We start from the raw sequence: 21,603 nt of genomic DNA, 5'->3' as shown, positions 1-21,603 counted from the left end.
TGGCCGTCCTCGGCCCGGGTGATGTTCCGTCCCCGGCCGCGGTGACGTTCCGCCGTCCCCGGCGTGGGTGACGGCGGTGGTGGCCCGGCCGGGGCGTGACCGGCCGGACCCCACCGCCGCGTTCACAGCCCGTACCGCTCGCGGGCCTCGCGCACCGTCTCCTGCTTGACCTCGCCGCGCCGTGCCAGCGCCGCGAGCGCCGCGACGACGACGGACTGCGGGTCGACGCCGAAGTGACGGCGAGCGGCTTCGCGGGTGTCGGAGAGGCCGAAGCCGTCCGTGCCCAGCGAGTTCCAGTCCTGCGGCACCCACTGGCCGATCTGGTCCGGGACCGCCCGCATCCAGTCGCTGACGGCGAGGACCGGGCCCGGTGCGCCTGCCAGGGCTCGCGTGACGTACGGGACCCGGTCCTCGCCCGTGAGCTGCGCCGCGTCACAGGACAGGGCGTCACGGCGCAGCTCGCTCCAGGAGGTCGCCGACCAGACGTCGGCGGCCACACCCCACTCGTCGGCGAGCAGGCGCTGGGCGTCCAGCGCCCAGTGGATGGCGGTTCCGGAGGCCAGGAGCTGCAGGCGCGGGGCATCGGACTCCCGCGCGCCCTCCAGCGATGCGCCCTCCAGAGACGCGCCCTCCAGCGACGCGGCCTCCTTGTAGCGGTACAGGCCCTTGAGGATGCCGTCCTCGACATCCGCGCCCTGCGGCATGGGCGGTTGGACCTTCGTCTCGTTGTAGACGGTGAGGTAGTAGAAGACGTCCTCCGCCTCCGGCCCGTACATCCGGCGCAGACCCTCGCGGACGATCACGCCCACCTCGTAGGCGAACGCGGGATCGTAGGCGAGCGCCGCCGGGTTGGTGGAGGCGATCAGGTGCGAGTGGCCGTCGGCGTGCTGGAGGCCCTCGCCGGTCATGGTCGTGCGCCCGGCGGTCGCGCCGATGAGGAAGCCGCGTCCCAACTGGTCGGCGAGCGCCCACATCTGATCGGCAGTCCGCTGCCATCCGAACATCGAGTAGAAGATGTAGAACGGGATCATCGGCTCGCCGTGCGTGGCGTACGCCGTGGCGGCCGCGGTGAAGTCGGCCATCGAACCGGCTTCCGTGATGCCCTCGTTGAGGATCTGACCGTTCTGGGCTTCCTTGTAGTAGAGAAGCTGATCGCGGTCGACCGGTTCGTAGGTCTGGCCGAGCGGGGAGTAGATCCCGGCGGTCGGGAACAGGGACTCCATGCCGAAGGTGCGCGCCTCGTCGGGGACGATCGGCACCCAGCGCCGTCCGGTCTCCTTCTCCCGCATCAGGTCCTTGACCAGGCGGACGAAGGCCATGGTGGTGGCGATCTCCTGGCTGCCCGACCCCTTGGCCAGGGCCTCGAACGGTTTGGCGGACGGCTCGGGCAGCGCCACCGGGTGTACGCGGCGGGCCGGAGCGGGGCCGCCGAGGGCCGCCTGCCGCTCGTGGAGGTAGCGGACCTCGGGGGAGTCGGGGCCGGGGTGCGCGTACGGCACCAGGTCCTCGCCCAGCTCGCTGTCGGGGATGGGGAGTTCGAGGAGATCGCGCATGGCGCGGAACTCCACGCCCGTCAGCTTCTTCATCTGGTGGTTGGCGTTGCGCGACTCGAAGCCGGGACCGAGGGTGAACCCCTTCACGGTCTGCGCGAGGATCACGGTCGGCGCGCCCTTGGTCTCGACGGCCGCACGGTAGGCCGCGTAGACCTTGCGGGGCTCGTGGCCGGCGCGTGAGGTGTGGAAGCAGGCGGCGATCTGCGCGTCGGTGAGCACCTTCGCCATCTCGGCGAGCGCCGGATCGCTGCCGAAGAAGTGCTCGCGGATGGAGGCTGCGTCGCGGGTGGCGTACGTCTGGAACTGGCCGTCGGGGATCTCGCGCAGCCGCCGTACGAGAGCGCCCGTGGTGTCGAGCGCGAACAGCGCGTCCCACTCCGAGCCCCAGAGGGACTTGACGACGTTCCAGCCGGCGGCGCGGAACTGGGCCTCCAGCTCCTGCACGATCTTGAAGTTGGCGCGGACCGGCCCGTCGAGCCGCTGCAGATTGCAGTTGACGACAAAGGTCAGGTTGTCCAGGCCCTCACGGCCGGCGAGGGCGAGGGCGGCGGTCGATTCCGGCTCGTCCATCTCGCCGTCGCCGAGGAACGCCCACACGTGCGAGGCCGAGGTGTCCTTGATGCCGCGGTGCTGCAGATAGCGGTTGAAGCGCGCCTGGTGGATGGCCGAGAGCGGGCCGAGCCCCATGGAGACGGTCGGGAACTCCCAGAGCCAGGGAAGCCGCCGCGGGTGCGGGTACGAGGGGAGGCCCTCGCCGCCCGCCTCCTGCCGGAACCGGTCGAGATGGCCCTCGGTCAGGCGGCCGTCGAGAAAGGCGCGGGCGTAGATGCCGGGGGAGGCGTGGCCCTGGATGAAGAGCTGGTCGCCCGAGCCCTCGCCCTCCTTGCCGCGGAAGAAGTGGTTGAAGCCGGTCTCGTAGAGCCAGGCCGCGGAGGCGTAGGTGGCGATGTGGCCGCCGAGGCCGTGGCGGCTTCCGCGGGTGACCATCGCGGCTGCGTTCCAGCGGTTCCAGGCCGTGATCCGGCGCTCCATGTCCTCATCGCCGGGGATTGCGGGTTCGGCGGCGGTCGGGACGGTGTTGACGTAGTCGGTCTCCAGCAGCTTCGGCAGGGCGAGAGCGCTGCCCTCGGCGTGCTCGAGCGTGCGGCGCATCAGGTACGCGGCGCGGTGCGGCCCAGCGGCGCGGGTGACGGCGTCGAGCGAGGCCGCCCATTCGGCGGTCTCCTCGGGGTCGCGGTCGGGGAGCTGGTCGAGCCCGCTCGGCTGGTTGCGCACGACGTCGGTCATGGTGGCCGCCTTCGACTGATGACTGGTCCCGCCTCCGGCCGCGTGGGGGCGGGGACGAGACGGTGAGACACGGGTCCTGCCGGGGGGTGGGCAGGGCGAGGCCGGTGGGCCCGAGGAGCCAATGTAGATCTGATCGATGATCGATCAAAGTGGGACGGACGGAAAAGTTCTCCGAACCGTGAAATTGGCATTCCGTGCCATGGAACCCGGCACCCGGTGCATAGCCATGCGTGAGCCGTTCACCCCCGGCATCCGGCATCCGGCATCCGGCATCCGGCATCCGCCGGTCAGCCAGGGCGTGAGGCGTACGGCCCTGCATGCGGCCCTGCATGCAGGCGGCAAGGAGAAACGCTAGGCGCGCGGCGCGCAGGAGAGCACATGCTCCTTGATCAGCTCGCCCACCCGCGGGTCCTTGCGCCGGAACGCCGCCACCACGGCCTCGTGCTCCTCCGCGTACGCCTGCTGCCGGGTGCCCAGCCAGCGGATCGAGAGCGCCGTCCACACCTCGATGCCGAGCGACTCCCAGGTGTGCAGCAGCACGCTGTTCCCCGACGCGCGGACCAGCTCGCGATGGAACGCGACCGTATGGCGCACCTGCGCCTCGGCGTCGCCCGCGCGGTCCGCCTCGTGGAGCGCGGCGACCTCCGGCTCCAGGACCGAGACGTCCTCGCCGAGCCGGGGCGCGGCCAGCTCGGCCGCGATCTGCTCCAGGCCGGCCCGTACCGGGTAGATCTCCTCGAGGTCGGCGACGGCCAGGCTCCGCACCCGTACGCCCTTGTTGGGCGTCGACTCGATCAGCCTCAGCGCCTCCAGCTCGCGCAGAGCCTCCCGTACGGGCGCCTGGCTGACCTCCAGTTCGACCGCGATCCGCCGCTCCACGATCCGCTCGCCCGGCTTCCACCGCCCGCTGATGATCCCCGACACGATGTGCTCGCGGATCTGCTCGCGGAGGGAGTGGACGACGGGTGGGGCCATGGGGGAGCTGCTCCTCGGGAGGCGGCGGGCGGCGCCCCCGACAATACGGCCGGGCCCCGCGCCGGTGGCCCCGCAGGTGAACGGAACGCCCGCGTGAGGAGGAACACAGGCGGCGCAGGGCGTTACGGGACACGGCCGGGGCGCGAGGCGGCGCAAGGGCGTCCGGCGGGGCAGGATGGTGGGGTGATCGAGACCGAGGTTGTTCCCACACCGGCAGGCGACGCGCGGATCACCTGGTGCCGCGGCGCCCAGCAGGCGCACCGGGTGCTGGCCGTGAGCCATGGCGCGGGCGGCGGCATCGAGGCGCGCGATCTCCAGGCCCTGGCCGGGGTCCTGCCCACGCGCGGCGTGACGGTCGCGCTCGTCGAGCAGCCGTGGCGGGTCGCAGGCAAGAAGGTCGCGCCCGCGCCGAAGACCCTCGATGTGGCCTGGACCGCTCTGTGGCCCGTACTGGAGAAGCCGGGACTCCCGGTCGTCGCGGGCGGCCGCAGCGCGGGCGCGCGGGTTGCCTGCCGTACGGCGCGTGCTCTCGGCGTGCAGGCCGTGCTGGCGCTGTCGTTCCCGCTGCACCCGCCGGGCCGCCCGGAGAAGTCGCGCGCCGACGAGCTGACCGGGGCCGGGGTGCCCACTCTCGTCGTCCAGGGCGGCCGGGACCCCTTCGGGCATCCGGACGAGTTCCCCGCCGGCACCCGGATCGTCGAGGTGCCGCACGGCGACCACGGATTCGCCGTTCCCAAGTCGGCGGATCTCGGCCAGGAGGAGGCGCTCGCGCTGATCGTCGACGCCGTCTCCGCATGGCTGGAGAGCACTCCGACCGACGGCTGACGGGGATCACCGCGGCGGCCGGGAATGCGGCGCGCCGGAGTCGCGTTGTGCGGGATGTCCTTAGAGCTTGGCACCAGCAGAGGGAGTCTCCCGCATGGGTTCGATCCAATGCCCGCCCCGTCCGCAGGCCTCCGACGTGCTGTGGTCGCAGATGGCGGTTGCGCAGCCCGCTCTGCAAGGAGCGGCGGGCGGAGTGGATCGTCGTCTATCCTCCGATTCGAGCGGATCACCATTCGGTTCCGCGCAGGCAGTGGAGGAGGTGGGTCCGGTCACCGGCACCGAGGAAGGGACCGACGACGGCCGGTCCCCTGAGACGGCCGCCGAGCGCAATGCGCGCTTCGAGCGGGATGCCCTGGGCTTCCTCGACCAGATGTACTCCGCCGCGCTGCGCATGACGCGCAATCCGGCGGACGCCGAGGACCTGGTGCAGGAGACGTACGCCAAGGCGTACGGCTCGTTCCACCAGTTCCGTGAGGGCACCAATCTGAAGGCGTGGCTCTACCGGATCCTGACCAACACCTTCATCAACTCCTACCGGAAGAAGCAGCGCGAGCCGCAGCGCAGTGCCGCCGAGGACATCGAGGACTGGCAGCTCGCGCGCGCCGAGTCGCACATGTCCACCGGGCTGCGCTCCGCCGAGTCGCAGGCGCTCGACCACCTGCCCGATTCGGACGTCAAGGCGGCGCTGCAGGCGATCCCGGAGGAGTTCCGTATCGCGGTCTACCTCGCGGACGTCGAGGGCTTTGCGTACAAAGAGATCGCGGACATCATGGCAACACCCATCGGCACAGTGATGTCGCGGCTGCACCGCGGTCGCCGCCAACTGCGTGGTCTGCTGGAGGACTACGCCCGTGATCGCGGGCTCGTCCCCGCGGGTGCGGGCGCTGCGTCGACCGAGTCGAACGATCGGAAAGGCGCGGGATCATGAGCTGCGGAGATCCGCATGAGACGGACTGCTCAGAAGTCCTCGACCACCTCTACGAGTTCCTCGACCGTGAGATGCCCGAGGTCGACAGCGCCAAGTTCAAGGAGCACTTCGACGAGTGCTCGCCGTGCCTGGAGAAGTACGGCCTGGAGCAGGCCGTCAAGAAGCTCGTGAAGCGCTGCTGCGGTCATGACGACGTGCCGGCGGACCTGCGGTCCAAGGTGATGGGCCGGATCGAGCTCATCCGGGCCGGCGAGGCCGTACCGGAGCAGTCCGTGATGGAGCAGGCGGTGGCCGAGCAGCAGGCGCAGGACGCGGACGCGTCCGCCCGGGCCACCCGTACCGCCGAATCGGCCTGACTCCCCGCGGCGGCCGGGCGGCCGCCGAGCACGGCCGGTGACGGACCGGCCGCCCGAGCACGACGCGAACACGGCTTGTCATGACCGGCCGTGGCGGCTTGTTTCGGGGCGTTTCATCGTCTGCGTGTCACCCGAAGGTGCGAATACGAACGCCTCGGAAGGCCTAATACGCGGATGACCCTTCCCCGGCCCGGATGCGGGCCTATTCTCCCCTTCCTGACGCGTGCGCCGACAGGAGAACCGGTGCGCGGTGAGCAGGGGGAGGACCTGTCATGCGAGCTGTGCCGCCGGGGGCTCGCGCGTACATTCTGTGCGCCGTGCTCGCCGCCGTGGCGTGCGCCGGGCCCGCGTTTCGTCCCGGTGCCGGGACGCCCTGGAGGGTAGTCGCCCTTCTCGCTCTGCTGTACGCGCTCTGCGAGCAGCTCACCCGCTGCCCGTTCATGGGTCATCGGGCGCCCACGGGCATGGGTTCCTTCGTCCCGGTCCTGCTGGCCGGGGCGTATCTGCTGCCGCCGGCGGCCGCCGCTCTCGTGGCCGTGCCCGGAGCGTTGGTCGGCCGTGTGGAGCAGCACCCGGTCTGGCTCCGGCGGGTGTGGCACGCGGCGCAGTTCCCGCTCGCCTCGTACGCCGCGGCGCTGGCCTTCAACGGCGGGGGATTCTCCGGCGGTGTCCCGAACGCGGTGTCGGCCGCGGACTTCCCGTACGCCCTGCTGCCCGCCGCCGCGGGCGCCGTCGCCTTCTGCCTCGTCCTCGCCGCCCTCGACGGCGGGATCCTGATCTTCGCCGAGCGCTGCCCGCCGGGCACCGCGTGGCGCGTGCCCGTGCTCGGCTCGCTCGCCCCGCACCTGGTGCACGGGCTGGCCGGGCTGATGATGGCAGTGCTCTGGCGCAGCCCGTACGGGCCGGTGGCCGCGCTGCTGGTGCTGCTGCCGATGTACGTCTCCTGCTGGGTGTTCGGGCAGTACCACCGTGAGAGCGCCGCCCATCAGGCCACCATCCGGGCCCTGGTCCAGGCCGTCGACATCAAGGACCGCTACACGCGCGGCCACAGCGAGCGCGTGGGGCGTGCCTCGGTGATGATCGCCCGCGAGCTCGGTATGGACGACGACCGGATCGAGACTCTCCGCTTCGCCGGCATCCTGCACGACGTCGGCAAACTCGGCGTCCCCACACGGCTGCTGCGCAAGGACGGCCCGCTCACACCCGAGGAGCGACGGGTCATCGAACTGCACCCCGAGTACGGGCACGAGATGGTGCGCGGCATCGGCTTCCTGGGGGAGGCGCGCGCGGCGATCCTGCACCACCACGAGCGGCTGGACGGGCGCGGGTATCCATACGGGCTCTCCGGCGCGCGCATCCCCGAGTGCGCCCGCGTCGTCGCGGTCGCCGACGCCTTCGACGCGATGACCTCGACGCGCTCCTACCGGCGCGGACGGCCGGTTGCCGTGGCGGTCGAGGAGCTGCGGCGGTGCGCGGGGGCGCAGTTCGACCCGCGGATGGTGCGGGCGCTGGACCGGGCGATCGCCACCCATGGGTGGCACCCCGTGGTCACCGCGGACGCGCCGACCGCCATGGATCCCTGCGGAAACGTCCCCGCAGCGGGCCGCGAGCCGGCGGCCCGTACCGAGTGCGCAGCACCGTCCGAGCCGTCGTACTCCGCCTCGGGGTCTGCCTCTGGGGCCGCCGCGGCCTCGGGGGCGGCGCGGCGGACCGTGGGCTCGCGCGGGCAATCGGCTTCAGGACCTGCGGACCGAGGAGGCTCCGGGTGAAGGGCGGACCGTCCTCGCAGCGGCCGTCGCGCGGGCGGCCGGACGCGTCCCGCCCTCCTGATCCCGTACCCGCCCCCGGATCGCCGGAGGCCGGAACCGGGGGCCGGGCCGCACATGAGCGGGAGAGCGCCCCACCGGAACCCGACTGCCCGGCACCGGAGCCCGACTGCCCGGCATCGGAACCCGACGGCCCGCCATCGCAATCCGACGGCTCGGCATCGGAATCCGGCTGCCCGGTAACGGAATCCGGCTGCCCCGCACCGGATCCCGCAAGCGGCGCCGGAGCGGACGAGCAGGTCCGGCCGGGCGGCTCCGCCGGCCGGATCCCGGGCCCCGCCGGCCCCGTACCGCCGCCCGCCGAAGGCAGGCTGAGCGACGCCCCCGGGGGCGGCCGTGCCACCGCACCGCACACGGGACAGCCCGGGCCCGTGCCCGAGCGCCGGTACGGGTCCCCGGGTGCGCCGTCCGCCGCCGTGCCCTGGGCGGTCCTCGGTGTACGGATCGCCGGGGCGGTCCTCGGCGCCGCCGGATTCGCCTGGACGCTCTGGCACGGGATCCACGAGCCGGGCGCCGCACTCGCCTTCGGCGTCTTCATCACGGTCGGCGAACTCCTCCGCTGGGGCCCCGACGGACGCGAGGCCGCCCCGCTCGGTGCCGCGGGTGCCCTCGCCTACGCGATGCTCGGCGAGATCGCCGGGGCCCCGTCGACACACGGCGTGCCCCAGGTCGTCACCGTCGTCGGGGCGGCCGCACTGGCGGGCACCGCACCGCACGTCGCCTTGGGCCGCGGCCCCGTCCTGGACCACCTCGCGCGACGGATCCTGACCGTCGCGTTCGCCGCCACCTGCTTCCAACCCCTGTACAACTCCGGCTCGTTGGACGAGTGGCTGGGCCAAGGCCCGTACTACGTCGTCCTGCTCGTCCTTCTGCTCGCCCTGACCTCCCTCTGCGACGCCGTCCTGTGTGCGGCCCTTGCGCGGGCCCGCACCGGCTGGCCGTTCGGCCCCTTCCTGCGGGACGAACTCCGGGCCCTGATCGGCATCGGCTCCGCGATCTGCGCGACCGGGGTGGTGATCGCGCTCGCCGTGGCCGTCGCCGGTCTGTGGGCGCTGCCGGTGTTCTGCCTGCCGCTGCTGCTCACGCAGTTCTCGTTCCGCCGCTACGCCGTCGTACGCAGCACCTACCGGCAGACCATCGCCTCGCTCGCCCGGGCCACCGAGATCGCGGGCTACACGCCCGCGGGGCACGCCCGCCGGGTCGCCGTCCTCAGCCGGGCGGTCGGCCGCGAGCTGGGGCTGTCCGAGCCCGATCTGACCGTGCTGGAGAACGCGGCGCTGATGCACGACATCGGGCAGCTCTCCCTGGTGGACCCCGTCCCCGCAGGGGCCACCGAGCCGTTGCCGCCCGAGGAGCAGCGCCGTATCGCCCTGCTCGGCGGGGCCGTCGTCCGGCAGACGGGGGTCCCGGCCGAGGTCGCTGTGGTCGTCGAGCGGCAGGCGGATCCCTATCGGGACCAGCCGCTGACGGCCCGCATCGTCCGCACCGTCAACGCCTTCGACGACCTCGCGGGCAGCGGAGGGTGCCTCGGCGGCCCGCTCCGTGCCCTCGAACGGCTCCGCCTCTCCACTGCACGGGACTACGAGCCGCGGGTCGTCGAGGCGCTGGCCCGGGTGCTCGCGCGCGGGGGCGGCCCGCCCCCGTGACCGGCCGGGGGTGACCAGGGCAACAGACGGGCAACAGCCGTGCCTGGAGCCGCAGAACCGGTGGGTAATGAGCGCGCGCCGAGACGGTCATGGTTGGATGCGGAGAAGAGGGGGTTCGGAGGTCACCCGGGTGGCAAGAAGCAGTGGTGAGCGTCCGGATCCGGGCTGAGATCGTGGGCGATGTGTGGCAGGTTGTCCTCAGGGGGAGGGCGGCGCCGGGGACGCCGTACAGGGAGGGACGTCCTGGCCGTCATCGGCCGGCCCACGTACGGCACACACGGCAAAGGACACGGAGCGAATCGGCAGGCGGGAAACGTGAGGATCTTCGGCAAGGTACGGCACCGGCCCTCCGCCTCGTGGCGGCAGGCGACCGACCGGGCTTTCACCCTGATCGGCGACGGCCGGTACGAGGATGCCGGGGCGCTGCTCACCCAAGCCGCCGATCTCGAACCCTGGCTCTCCGAGTCCTGGTTCAACCTCGCGCTGCTGCACAAGTTCCGGCACGACTGGGAGCAGGCGCGCGCCGCCGGCCTGCGCGCCGTCGCGCTCCTCGACCGTGAGGCCGGCGCTCCCGACTGGTGGAACGTCGGCATCGCCGCCACAGCCCTCCAGGACTGGCCGCTGGCCCGCCGCGCCTGGCAGGCGTACGGGCTGAAGGTGCCCGGTGAGGGCGCCCCGGCCACCGAGCCGGTCGGCATGGAGCTGGGCAGCGCCGCCGTACGACTCTCGCCCGAGGGCGAGGCCGAGGTCGTCTGGGGCCGCAGGCTCGACCCGGCGCGCATCGAGGTGCTGTCCATTCCGCTGCCCTCGTCCGGGCGGCGCTGGGGCGAGGTCGTGCTGCACGACGGCGTCCCGCACGGCGAGCGGGTCACCTCCGCCGGCCCCTCGTACCCCGTCTTCGACGAGATCGAGCTGTGGGCGCCGTCCCCGGTACCGACCTGGGTGGTGCTGCTGGAGGCCGCCGGGGAGAGTGACCGGGACGCCCTGGAGCAGCTCGCCGCGGATGCCGGTTTCGCGGCAGAGGACTGGTCCTCCTCGGTGCGGCTGCTGTGCCGCTCGTGTTCGGAGAGCCGTATGCCCAGCGACGAGGGGGACGGCGAGCAGCATCTGGACCCGCACGATCACAGTGAGCCGGGTCACCCGGGGCCGCTCGGGCACAGGACCGCGGGCGACCTGTGGGTGCCGGAGCGCGAGTGCGGGATCGCGGCGCCCACCGGGCTCGTCCGCGGCCTGCTCGACAGCTGGGTGGCCGACAGCCCGGATACGCGCGCGTGGCGGGACCTGGAAGAGGTCTGCTGACCCGGCGTCCAGTGGAGGGCAGGCGACGGTCCGCCCCCGGCCGGGAGGATTCGGCGGGCTCCGGTGACCCGGTCCGCGCGCCTTGTCGCTGGCCGTACCCTGTACGTCAGCCCTGTCACGGGCATCGCATCAGGCATGAGGAAGGCGTACGGCTCAGATGGCGCAGCAGGAGAGCGGGCAGCAGGTGGCGGACGCCGAGGCGCAGTCCTCGGAGTTCACCGATGACACGGTGGACGCCGAGGCGCGGGAGCAGGCGCACCGCGAGCGCGGGACCGCCCGCCCGATCACGGTCGTGGGCAACCCGGTGCTGCACCGGCGCTGCCAGGACGTGACCGCGTTCGACGAGAAGCTGGAGCAGCTCGTCGACGACATGTTCGCCAGCCAGCGGGCGGCCGAGGGTGTGGGACTCGCGGCCAACCAGATCGGCGTCGATCAGCGGGTGTTCGTCTACGACTGCCCGGACGACGAGGGCGCGCGGCACGTGGGCGTGATCTGCAACCCCGTGATCGACGAGCTGCCGGCCGAGCGCCGCCTCCTCGACGACTCCAACGAGGGCTGCCTGTCGGTCCCGACCGCCTACGCCCCGCTGGCCCGTCCCGACTACGCGGTCTGCCGCGGCCAGGACCTCAAGGGCAACCCGATCGCCGTCGAGGGCACCGGCTACTTCGCACGCTGCCTGCAGCACGAGACCGACCACCTGAACGGCTACCTCTACATCGACCGGCTCTCCAAGCGAGACCGGAAGGACGCACTCCGGCAGATGGAAGAGGGCACGCCGCGGTACGAGACGGTCCCCAACGACTGACCTCCGCCGAACACCCGTCGCGCGACGAGCCGTTGAACGCGCTCGTGCCGGGGCCTTCTGCCGCCCGCTCCCGCAGGCCCGCGCACCCCTCGGCACGAGGGCGTCGCGCACGGTCGGTTGGCGCGCTCAACCGCGCGGCCACTCTCGTCAGCACGCATCCCCGCTCGGTCTGAAGGCCTCGTGCCCGGACGTACGGTACGGCTTGTGCTCGATTGTCATGATCATGGCTGGCGTTGCGGCCGGTACGGTCGCGACCGCGGGAACCGCCCACGCGGACAGTTGCTACACATGGCCCGCACCCTCTCCCCGGGCATGTCCGGCGACGACGTCACCCAGCTCCAGATCCGCGTCGCCGACCACACCGGGGGCGGTGCCGACAGCCCGCCATCTGTACGGCGATGCGGCCGACCGGTGCGGGTCGGAAGCCGATGAGCCGAGTGGCAGCGCCGGCCGTGGGTTCGCAACATCCCGTTCGTACGGGGAGGTTGAAGCAGTGCGCGGATCCGGCCGACCGGTCCGTGGGGCGGACGGGGGGCGCTGCGCGCCGGTATGGGCCCGGCAGAAGTCGCAGGGAGGGCAGCCGCGAGGGGTTGGCCGGTGCTACGCGTCGGCCCACGAGGTCGAGTCGCCACTGCGGCGGGCCTCGTCCTGGACGAGTAGAGAGAGGAAAGAGGCGACGGTGAGGCCGGCTTCAGCCGGATGCCGCAGGACCTTCCCGGGCTCGATCCGGTACGTATTCGTACGTCCTTCGCGCCTGTGGGACAAGTAACCCTCTTGCTCAAGATCCACGATGATCCGTTGGACGGCGCGCTCGGTGAGCCTGCAGTGGGCGGCGATGTCGCGGATGCGGGCGTTCGGGTCATCGGCGATGGCGGCCAGCACGCGCGCGTGATTGGTGATGAACGTCCATCCGTTGTGAGGATCAGGCACTCCCATGCGGCAATCCTAGGACCCCCCTGGCCGACACGGAAGACATGACATATATTTCATGCATCACGCTGCACGTGTTGATGTTCCGGCGCCGGCAGGGCTGTAAGGCAGGGCTGTTAGAAGGGCGAACGGGGTGGATGCTCGGAAAGAGGCGGTTGTGACAGCGCTCGCCTGGGGGGCGAAGCCGCAACTCGAGAAGCCGGTCGGCAGGGCGGTGAGTTCGCCATGCCTGACGAGGATTTACACGGCTCCCGACACGGGATTGACCGTGGTCGTCGTGCGCGGCGAGATCGACTACGCCAGCGAAGATGCGCTCCAGAAGTCGCTCACCCACGCGTTGAGCTGCTCCGCGCGCGGAATCGAGATCGATCTCAGCAAGGTCTCCTTCTGGGCGTTCTCCAGCGTGAAGGTCCTGCTCGCCCTGCGTCAGCTGGCACTGCGACACGGCAAGACCGTGTCCCTGGGAGCGATCAGCCCGATAGTTCGCCGCGTGCTCGACCTGACCGACACGCTCTGTCTCTTCACCACCAGCACCGCTCCTGCCACTCCAACACCCCCCGCGGGCAGCCGGCCACCGGCCGGCAGCTTGAAGGGCGACGGTGTGGCATAGAAGTCATCCACGTGCTCAGAGTCCGAGGAATTGGAGACTCGGGCCCGGTGGGCGGGCGCCCAGCGGGCGTCGAGATCGGTTCGAGAAAGGGAGGGCGGTACCCATGACCTCACCCCAGCAGACAGCGTCCCAGGCGCTACTGCCTCCCGCGACGCACCCGGTATCGGAGGCGTTGCCACAGGTGGAGAACCCCGGCGCTGTTGCACCGCGGGATGCGAGGGTGTTGTCGAAGGTGTTCTTCGACCGGCTCGCGGCGCTGGAGGAGGGCACTGCGGAGTACCAGTACGCCCGGAACACCCTGATCGAGCTGAACCTCAACCTCGTGAAGTTCGCGGCCCGCCGGTTCCGTGACCGGGCCGAGGAGCGGGAAGACGTCGTGCAGGTGGGCACGATCGGTCTGATCAAGGCGATCGACCGCTTCGACCTCACGCGGGAAGTGGAATTCACCAGCTTCGCTCTCCCTTACATCCGCGGCGAGATCAAGCGCTACTTCCGCGACACCACCTGGTCCGTTCACGTCCCGAGGCGTTTGCAGGAACTGCGTTACGCCATCGCCAAGGCGTCGGAGAAGCTCGCCCACGACCAGGACCGTGACCCCACCCCGGCCGAACTCGCCGAGCACCTGCAACTCAGCGAGGACGAGGTTCGGGAGGGACTGGTGGCAGCCAACGGATACACCGCCAGCTCCCTGGACCTCCACGTCGACGACGGCGACGAGGGATCGGCCACCTACGCCGACTGCTTGGGCGACCTCGACCCCGCCCTGGACAGCGTCGAGGACATCGAAGCCCTCAAGCCGCTCATCGCCGAACTGGACGAACGGGAGCGGCTCCTCCTCCAGATGCGCTTCGGGCGCGAGATGACCCAGTCCCAGATCGGCGCCGAACTCGGCCTCTCCCAGATGCACGTCTCCCGCCTGCTGACCCGCACCTTCCGCCGGCTACGCGAGGGCATGCTCACCCAGCAGTGAGGGGAGGGCCGCGGCGGGACCTGTGCGAGAGGGCTGCCCGGCCGCTGGCCCAAGGCACCCCCCCCCGCGCCTCGGGGCGTGCCGGGCCGGAACCCGTATGCAGCGCTGTCGTGCGGCAAGGGGGGCTGAGGTCTGGCTGGGCTACGGCGTTGGTCGTTGCGCTCTCGTCGTAACTCCCCGCTCTCTGAAGGGCCTTCAGCGAGCGGGGAGTTGCCGAGTTTCAGATCTCCATCACCGAGCTCATCGCCGTCAGTGGGCCGATGGCCGCATCCCGATCGCGTCGGACGCCCACCCGGTGGCCTCCGACATCAACTCCGCAGACCACCAGGGCACATGGCCACACCACCGCAGCTGTGGCGGCCTGCCGAATTCGCCCCTGTGCAGTCTGGAGTCTGGTGGCTGTCGCAATCGATGTTCGGTCAGGATGCCCTGCGCCGTGCCCCGTGGAAGGGGCCTTTGTGGCCGCCTGGGGATCATCCTGCTTCGGAGACCGGGTCGGGCTCTGGCGCGCGCAGGTAGGTGTTCCTGTGTTCTGCCCGTGCTGTTTCGAGCAGCAGCCGCCAGGACGTCACCGTGGGCCGGCGGCGCAGTAGGGCCCGGCGTTCGCGTTCGGTCATGCCGCCCCAGACGCCGAACTCGATGCGGTGGTCGAGGGCGTAGGAGAGGCACTCGGTGCGTACGGGGCAGGCCACGCATGCTGCCTTGGCCCGGTTCTGCAGCGCGCCTTCCACGAACAGCTCGTCCGGGTCCCCCACCCGGCAGATGGCTCGTTCGCTCCAGTCGTATTCGCCGTGCACGTCGTTCGCCTCTCCCAACTCCGGCTGATCCCCGCCGATCACAACGAGTCCGGCGTTCGGGTGGAACGGTACGAGCAGCCCCGGGCGGGAGGAACCCCTGGTGCGCACGACCACCCCATCGAGTTGTCCAGGGAGCGACCCGCCGCACCCGCCCGGTTCGGTGAACCGGTCCGGATCTCAGAGCCTTCGGCCGTGTCCTCGCCGAGGTTCCATGGGCCGCCTCGCATGCGGGGGCCGGTGGCGGAGCCATCCCGCAAAAGCGTTCCTGGAAGTCGGCGATCCTGCCGAGACCATGGCCTCGCGATGCGCGGGTGAGTCTCCACAGCCGGTCACGTACGCAGCGACGGAGTCGCCAGGTCTACGACAGATCGCTGACCAACTCGCCGCAGCCTGGCCTCGCGAAACCGCCGCCTCGCACCCGCACGCCCTCGCTGTTGCCCCCCGCGCCCCAACCAGTCGATACCGCAGCAGAAAAACTTGAACCCGTAGTGATCGGGCAATCACTTTCAGTTGCCATATTCTGGCAGCGGCGTCCCAGGCCGTCGGCACAAGACCCCATTTGAATCACGAAGGGCCGCCGGCACTCCTCTCCGCCCGTCCGCCACCGCTCCCCGCCGGCTCCGGCACGGCGCCATCCCCTCCTATTGTCAGGAGCGATCCGCATGACGCCCCCCGATCTCGTTCCCGATTCGCTCGTACAGGTTCTGCGTGAACGCGCGGAGCAGCGGCCGGAGCAGCCGGTCTACCACTCGCTGGCTCGTGGTGCCGATGCACCGGTCAGGGTTCTGACCTTCGGCGGGCTCGACCGGCAGGCACGGGCCATCGCGGTCGCATTGCGAGACCGGTGCCCCTCAGCAGGCCGTGCCCTGCTGCCCTACCCTCCGGGACTGGACTTCGTCGTGGGGTTCTTCGGCTGTCTGTACGCCGGTGTCGTGCCGGTGCCGGTCTACCCGCCCAACCCGACACGACTGGAACGGACGCTCCCCCGTCTGGAAGCCATCGCGGCCGATGCCGAGGCCGCGGTCCTGCTCAGCACCGCACCCGTGTTGTCCTTTGCCGAACCGCTCCTGGGTGATCGCCCCAACCTGGGTGGACTGGCCTGTATCGCGACCGACGAAGTCGATGCGTCCTCGGCGGACTCGTGGTGCCGGCCGGACATCGACCCGCACACGCCGGCACTCATCCAGTACACCTCCGGCTCGACGTCAGCGCCCAAGGGGGTGATGCTCAGCCACGCGAACGTGATCGCCAACTGCCGTCAGATGCTGGAGAAGATCGACGCCGATCCCCGGGCCGGGTCTCGGTTTGTGTCCTGGCTTCCGCTGTACCACGACTTCGGCCTGATCACGAGCGTCCTCTACACCGCCTGGTCGGGTGGGCAGTCGTGGCTGATGTCCCCGATCGACTTCATCTCCGATCCGCTCAGTTGGCTGGAGGCGATCGGAAAGTATCGCGGCACGATCTCCGCCGTGCCGAATTTTGCCCTTGACCTGTGCGTTCGCCGGGCAAGGCCGGACCGGCTCAGTGGCTTGGACCTGTCCAGCCTGCGGTTGTCCCTGTGCGGCGGCGAGCCTGTGTCTCAGCAGACGCTGGAACGGTTCACGACGACGTTCGCCCCGTACGGTCTGCGGCCGGACTGTCTGTTCCCGGCGTACGGCATGGCCGAGTGCACGGTCGTTGCCACCGCCGGGCGTCTCGGCAGGCCGTGGCGACACCGGCGGGTCGAGGCGGACCTGCTGGCCCGGGGGCAGTGGCGGCACGCCGCGCCGACGAGTGGACGGTCCCCGCAATCGCGGGAGCCGCAGCGCACTCGGTCCCAGGACATGGTCGGGTCCGGCGCGGCGATGGCCGGGACCCGGGTTCTGATCGTTGATCCCGACACCCATCACCCCTGTCCACCCGGCCGGGTCGGCGAGATCTGGGTCAGCGGGCCGCAGGTCGGACTCGGCTACTGGAATCGGCCGGAGGAGTCCGAACGCGTCTTCCGTGCGCGTCTGGAGGGCGACGAGCGTCCTTATCTGCGCTCCGGCGACCTGGGGGTGCTCGACGACGGGGAGCTGTTCGTGACCGGCAGGCGCAAGGACGTCATCTTCGTCGCGGGCCGCACCATCTACCCACAGGACATCGAAAGGACCGTCGGCGAGGCGGACGGATCGCTACGCCCAGGTGCCGCAGCGGCTTTCGGGGTCGCTCGGGACGGCACCGAGGAGATCGTCGTCGTTCAGGAGGCGGGCAGGCGATGCGTCGGCGGCGATCCGACGGCGGTGTGCGAGGCCATCAGCCAGGCGGTCCATGCCGAACACGCTCTGCCGGTCTCCCGGGTCGTCCTGATCGCACCCGGCAGCATTCCCAAGACATCCAGCGGCAAGATCCAACGCAGCGCCTCCAAGGCCGCATTGGAGGCCGGTGAACTGACGGTCGTCACCGACTGGCGCCCCTCGGAGCGCCGTAGGTCGTCCGACCGTGTCAAGCCTCCGGCCCGGACCGGGCCACCCCGCCAGCCCCAGGTGTGCGTCATCGGCGCGGGGCCGGCCGGGCTGACCGCCGCTTTCGCTCTCCAGCAGCGCGGGTACGAACGGATCACCATCGTCGAACGCGGCGACCGGGTCGGCGGACGCACCACCGACTTCGCCGACCCGACCGGCGGGTACTACGGCGACGTGTTCCTCGGCTCGGACCGCTACACGACCATCCGGACCCTTGCCGACCGGGTAGGCGCGGCCCCGATGTTCGAGGATCCCTCGGTGGCAAGCACCTCGCCCGCGCACGACCAGCGCCTGGCCCAGCGGTTCCTGTGGACGCCGGAGCGCATCACCTCGGTCGAGGAACACCTGCGCTTCACCACGGCGCACGCCGACCCGTCCAACCATGACGTTGCCCTGTCCGAACTGCTCACGATGAGCGGTTACGGTTTCCCCGCCGAGGTCTGCCTTCCGTACTTCCGGTTGCTCGGCAGCGTCGCACCGCCGACCAGTCACGAGCCCGCCCGGTTCCATCTGCGCCCCGGCTTCTTTCCCGAACTGTGGCAGAGGCTGGCCAGGCATCTGACCGACCGTCCGGGAACCCAACTGCTGCTGCGCACCGAGGTGACCGGCGTCCGGGTGGAACCCCCGGGGGGCGGGGACGGACCGCTGGTCAGGGTGCACACCACGACCAGCCCGGACGGCAGCCTCTTCGACCGCGTCCTCGTTGCCTCGCTCCCGAAGGACGCGCTGCGCTTCCTCGATGCCCAGGACTACACCGCCGCCCACGGGCTCTTCGGGAAGGTCAAGTACAACGACTACGCCGTCACGGCGTTCACCGCCACGGGCCTGGCCGGGAACCGGTACGTACTCAGGGAGAACTTCGAGCCCGCGCGGCGCGGCCATGTCATGGCCGTCCACCGGCGTGGCGACATCTGGTACGCCCTCCAGTACGACGGCCCGAAAACCGACCCGCAGGACTGCCTGGCCGACGATGTGGCCACCCTGGGCGGAACCGTCGACGAGGTGCTCCTGCACCGACGGCTTCCGTTCTTCCCGCACGTCTCCGACGGCGCTCTGGCCAGTGGGTTCTACCGTGAACTCGAGGAGCTGCAAGGGCGGTCGAACACCTTCTTCCTCGGCGCCCTACCCGGCTTCGACCTCACCGAGTCAGTGGCCCGGCATGCTACGGCCCTGATCGAGGACCGTTTCGCACCGTACGGCGAATCCGCCGAGGCCAACGCCACAACCGACGCAGGGGATGACAACGAGGGGCAGGTCGAACGCTGGGGACAGCTCGTCGGGCGGTTCCCGGCGGTGCCTCCGCAACTGCCGGGTCTGCTGCCGCGCTATTTCCGGCTCCGCGGCTCCGAGCAGGTTCATTTCACGCCCGCATTGGATGAATCGGTCATGCGGGGCGTGCTGGAGATCGATGCCGATCCGGCGATCAACGGCCCTCTGCGCTCCGGCCCTTGGGCGATGTCAGGTGAACTGCCGGTCGCCGCCTCACTGATGAGCGTCCCGAACCCGGACAGTAGGTACGACCCCATCTTTATGTGGGCTCTCAAAATGAACGTACCGGCGGACTGTCCGAGTGGCACTCACGGTGCCGTGAGCAGAGGCATGCCAAAGGAGCTGTGGTTGCTCTTCACGACCCTCCCGACTGTCTTTCCCCTCACCCTCAGATGGCCGTGCGAGTTGATGGAAGGGCTGCTCAACGGGGATGTGGACCATCACATGGAATTCGATGACGGAGGCAAAGCCCGGCAGAGGATCGGCAATCCGCTCCTGGCGCCCTTCGACACGTCCGGGGGCATGATCTTCGAGTCTCCGGCAGAGGTCGGCGTCCTCCACCTGGTACCTCGGCGCAACGATGCGCACGAGGAAATCCACGACGCCTCAAGGGCCATGGCCGCCGTGCGACCGCACCTCCTGCGCGGTGAGGCCGCGTTCGACCTGATGATTCAGGCACGGCCCAAGAACACCCTGCCGTTCGTCGGTGCGGACATGCAGCGAGACGACTGGGTGAAATGGAACGAAAGCGTACCGTGGTCCACTCGGGACCATCCCCTGCGCAAACTCGGCACTCTGACCTTCCCGGTCCAGGACGTCGACTCCCAGGACCGCGATGACCTGGGTCTGACCGCTGCCGGTGCAAGCATGGCGTACCACACTCCCTGGACCGAACCAACGCAACTTCTGCCGCCCCTGATGCGTGCCTGCCGGGGTATCGCCCAGCTGCCCCAGCCGGTGACACAGGCCGAGTTCCGCCGCACGGGCCGGAGGTCCTCCATCGAGGAGATGCTCGTCAGCCGCGTGCGGGAGGTGAGCGGTGTGTCCGTGGACCGCACGAGCAATCTCGTCGATCTGGGCCTGGCATCGGTGGAACTCGTCCAGCTCGCCCAGTACGTCCAGGCCGTGCTTCACGTAGACGTCCCCGCCACCATGCTGATCGATCTGCCGGACATCGGATCAGCGGTGAATTACCTCGAAGCAGTCATGGAGGGACGGCCGTTCGTGCCGGAACGCCGTATCCGCACCATCCTTCTGCGCGCCGGGCAACGGGCCTCCGACGCCGGTCCCGAATCCGCACCGACGACCGTGTGCTGCTTCCCGCCGATCGTCGGCAGCGGGGACGTGTACCGGGCTCTCTCGGCAGAACTCGGGTCCGCCGTGCTGCTCCGCACGATGAACAACCTGCTGTTCTACCAGGAGGTGGTGACCGACCTGATGTTGCCGCAGATGGGACAGGAGTACGCGGACGAGATCCAGCGCCAGCAGCCCGAGGGCCCGTACCACCTGCTCGGCTACTCCTTCGGCGGCTTGCTCGCGTACGAGACGGCGCACGTCCTCACCCGGCGCGGCGCACAGATCTCCACCCTCGTGTGCCTCGACGGGCCCGCTCCGCACTCGCTGGCCACCCTTGTCGAAATCAACAAGGGACGCGTCGACCCCGACACGCTGACCGGCCGGATGATCACTGCCGCCATTGCCGGAGGCGCCGACTACATCCCGCCGCGCCTCGATCGGTCCATTCATCTGGTCCGGGCCCGCGACGACAAGGTCTTCGGTCTTCAGGACCGGACTCTCGGCTGGGCGGCGGCCGGTGTCCGGACGGTCCTGCACGAAGTCCCCGGCGATCACCTGTCCATGATGAAGCGGCCTGGTGTCGCCGAGGTGAGCGGCATCGTCCGCGCCCTGCTCACGGCAGACGTTCCCAGCGCGTAGGAGCCTGGCCGGCTCGACCCGGGCTCTGCGGGACGAGCCGGCCGGTGTTGCCGTGTCACGGCCAGAGGCGGGCGGTTCTAGGACGGGACGGCGTGTTCCGGGGACGGCCGCGTCCGGCCGAGCAAGTCGGCAAACCTCTCGGCGCGCTGCTCAGCGTTCCCCAGCAGCTTCGAGATCCGCTCCCGGGCCTGCTCCCCTTCCGGTGTGAGCCCCTCGGTCCGGAAGACCCGCAGGAAGCGGGTGAGGGGGAGCAGGACTTCCTCGTAGTGCGCTGCGGGTGTGTAGATTCCGGCCACCGCCATGGTGCGGCCCATGCGGGCGAAGTCCGGTGCACCGTGTCCGGGGACGCGGAACGTCTCCATGACATGGGCGAGAGCGCTCAGGAAGCGGTCGGGGACCATGTGGGCCGCCGCTGCCAGCACGGCACGGTAGAAGACCATATGCCGGTTCTCGTCGTGGGCGATGTTCTGCAACAGCGCCTCGCAGCCCGGCTCGCCGCACATCTGCTTCATGTTCCGGTACGAGACGCGGGTGGCGACCTCCTGGAGGGTCACATAGATCAGGGAGGCGAGCACGTCACCGCGGTAGTCGATGTCGTAGCCGCCCTGGACGTGTGCCGAGCGGGCGTCCTCAAGGGCTACGGGATCCGTGGCGCGGGTGACCACCAGGTAGTCACGGATGGCCATCCCATGGCGTCCCTCTTCCACCGTCCAGCGGTTCACCCAGGTTCCCCAGGCGCCGTCCCGGCCGAACAGTTCAGCGATGACCCGGTGATAGCTGGGCAGGTTGTCCTCGCTGAGCAGATTGTGGATCAGACCGACACGTACCGCCGGGGCGAGCCGCTGCTGTCCTGGCTCCCAGGGCTCGCCGCCGAGAACGCCCTCGAAGTCCCTGCCCTGGCTCCAGGGGATGTACCGGTGCGGGTACCAGTCCGTCGCGCTGTGCAGATGAGCATCGAGAGCGCGGGCGACGACCGGCTCCAGATCGGCGAGGAGACGGGCGTCCTGGCCGGACATGTCGGTGGAACCCATGACGATCTCCTCGGAGCAAGCGGGGCGTTGGAGCCTCGGACGGACTGACACGGGTCCAACGGCGCGGAGCCGCCG

The 21,603-nt window shown here is 70.5% G+C and carries 15 protein-coding genes; 10 read left to right on the top strand and 5 right to left on the bottom strand.

Features of this window, described 5'->3' with window-relative positions; genetic code table 11:
- Window positions 1–122: 122 nt before the first annotated feature.
- Window positions 123–2,840, bottom strand: a complete 2,718-nt coding sequence (aceE, locus tag ACGFNH_RS10600) for a pyruvate dehydrogenase (acetyl-transferring), homodimeric type (RefSeq protein ID WP_393652662.1) — start codon at window positions 2,838–2,840, stop codon at window positions 123–125.
- A 351-nt stretch (window positions 2,841–3,191) separates the two neighbouring features.
- Window positions 3,192–3,815, bottom strand: a complete 624-nt coding sequence (locus tag ACGFNH_RS10595) for a GntR family transcriptional regulator (RefSeq protein WP_393652661.1) — start codon at window positions 3,813–3,815, stop codon at window positions 3,192–3,194.
- A 186-nt stretch (window positions 3,816–4,001) separates the two neighbouring features.
- Between ACGFNH_RS10595 and ACGFNH_RS10590 the strand changes: the two genes are divergently transcribed.
- The 7 genes from ACGFNH_RS10590 to def all read left to right on the top strand — a co-directional run bounded on the left by ACGFNH_RS10590 (window position 4,002) and on the right by def (window position 11,500).
- Entirely contained in the window at window positions 4,002–4,640 is a 639-nt protein-coding gene (locus ACGFNH_RS10590; RefSeq protein ID WP_393652928.1) for an alpha/beta family hydrolase, read from the top strand.
- 259 nt (window positions 4,641–4,899) lie between these two features.
- Entirely contained in the window at window positions 4,900–5,568 is a 669-nt protein-coding gene (locus ACGFNH_RS10585) for a sigma-70 family RNA polymerase sigma factor (RefSeq protein ID WP_393652927.1), read from the top strand.
- Window positions 5,565–5,924 carry a mycothiol system anti-sigma-R factor gene (gene rsrA, locus ACGFNH_RS10580; protein WP_393652660.1) on the top strand — a complete coding sequence of 120 codons (360 nt, stop codon included), beginning with the start codon at window positions 5,565–5,567 and terminating at the stop codon, window positions 5,922–5,924. Before ACGFNH_RS10585 ends, rsrA begins: the two co-directional genes overlap by 4 nt.
- Window positions 5,925–6,196: 272 nt before the next feature.
- Complete coding sequence (locus ACGFNH_RS10575; RefSeq protein ID WP_393652659.1) at window positions 6,197–7,693, top strand: HD-GYP domain-containing protein; 1,497 nt, start codon at window positions 6,197–6,199, stop codon at window positions 7,691–7,693.
- Between the two features lie 428 nt (window positions 7,694–8,121).
- On the top strand, window positions 8,122–9,396 hold the full coding sequence (locus ACGFNH_RS10570; RefSeq protein WP_393652658.1) for an HD-GYP domain-containing protein: 1,275 nt from the start codon (window positions 8,122–8,124) through the stop codon (window positions 9,394–9,396).
- 315 nt (window positions 9,397–9,711) lie between these two features.
- The gene (locus ACGFNH_RS10565) at window positions 9,712–10,695 is read left to right on the top strand and encodes a tetratricopeptide repeat protein (RefSeq protein WP_393652657.1); all 984 of its coding nucleotides are present in this window, start codon (window positions 9,712–9,714) and stop codon (window positions 10,693–10,695) included.
- 157 nt (window positions 10,696–10,852) lie between these two features.
- The gene (gene def / locus ACGFNH_RS10560; protein ID WP_393652656.1) at window positions 10,853–11,500 is read left to right on the top strand and encodes a peptide deformylase; all 648 of its coding nucleotides are present in this window, start codon (window positions 10,853–10,855) and stop codon (window positions 11,498–11,500) included.
- A 600-nt stretch (window positions 11,501–12,100) separates the two neighbouring features.
- Here the strand turns inward: def and ACGFNH_RS10555 are convergent.
- Entirely contained in the window at window positions 12,101–12,436 is a 336-nt protein-coding gene (locus ACGFNH_RS10555; protein WP_393652655.1) for a helix-turn-helix transcriptional regulator, read from the bottom strand.
- A 151-nt stretch (window positions 12,437–12,587) separates the two neighbouring features.
- Between ACGFNH_RS10555 and ACGFNH_RS10550 the strand changes: the two genes are divergently transcribed.
- The gene (locus ACGFNH_RS10550) at window positions 12,588–13,040 is read left to right on the top strand and encodes an STAS domain-containing protein (RefSeq protein WP_393652654.1); all 453 of its coding nucleotides are present in this window, start codon (window positions 12,588–12,590) and stop codon (window positions 13,038–13,040) included.
- Between the two features lie 103 nt (window positions 13,041–13,143).
- On the top strand, window positions 13,144–14,010 hold the full coding sequence (locus ACGFNH_RS10545) for an RNA polymerase sigma factor SigF (RefSeq protein ID WP_393652653.1): 867 nt from the start codon (window positions 13,144–13,146) through the stop codon (window positions 14,008–14,010).
- A 473-nt stretch (window positions 14,011–14,483) separates the two neighbouring features.
- Here the strand turns inward: ACGFNH_RS10545 and ACGFNH_RS10540 are convergent, their stop codons facing one another.
- Window positions 14,484–14,807: a WhiB family transcriptional regulator gene (locus ACGFNH_RS10540; RefSeq protein WP_393652926.1), complete on the bottom strand. Its 324-nt coding sequence runs from the start codon at window positions 14,805–14,807 to the stop codon at window positions 14,484–14,486.
- A gap of 662 nt (window positions 14,808–15,469) precedes the next feature.
- Between ACGFNH_RS10540 and ACGFNH_RS10535 the strand changes: the two genes are divergently transcribed.
- Window positions 15,470–20,497 (top strand): FAD-dependent oxidoreductase, encoded by a 5,028-nt coding sequence (locus tag ACGFNH_RS10535; protein ID WP_393652652.1) that lies wholly within the window; start codon window positions 15,470–15,472, stop codon window positions 20,495–20,497.
- A gap of 77 nt (window positions 20,498–20,574) precedes the next feature.
- Here ACGFNH_RS10535 and ACGFNH_RS10530 read toward each other — a convergent pair whose 3' ends face one another.
- Window positions 20,575–21,528, bottom strand: a complete 954-nt coding sequence (locus ACGFNH_RS10530; protein ID WP_393652651.1) for an acyl-ACP desaturase — start codon at window positions 21,526–21,528, stop codon at window positions 20,575–20,577.
- Between the last annotated feature and the right edge of the window lie 75 nt (window positions 21,529–21,603).

This window comes from Streptomyces sp. NPDC048639 (assembly GCF_043199075.1).
GTDB lineage: Bacteria > Actinomycetota > Actinomycetes > Streptomycetales > Streptomycetaceae > Streptomyces.
This window is presented reverse-complemented; position numbering and strand designations above follow the sequence as displayed.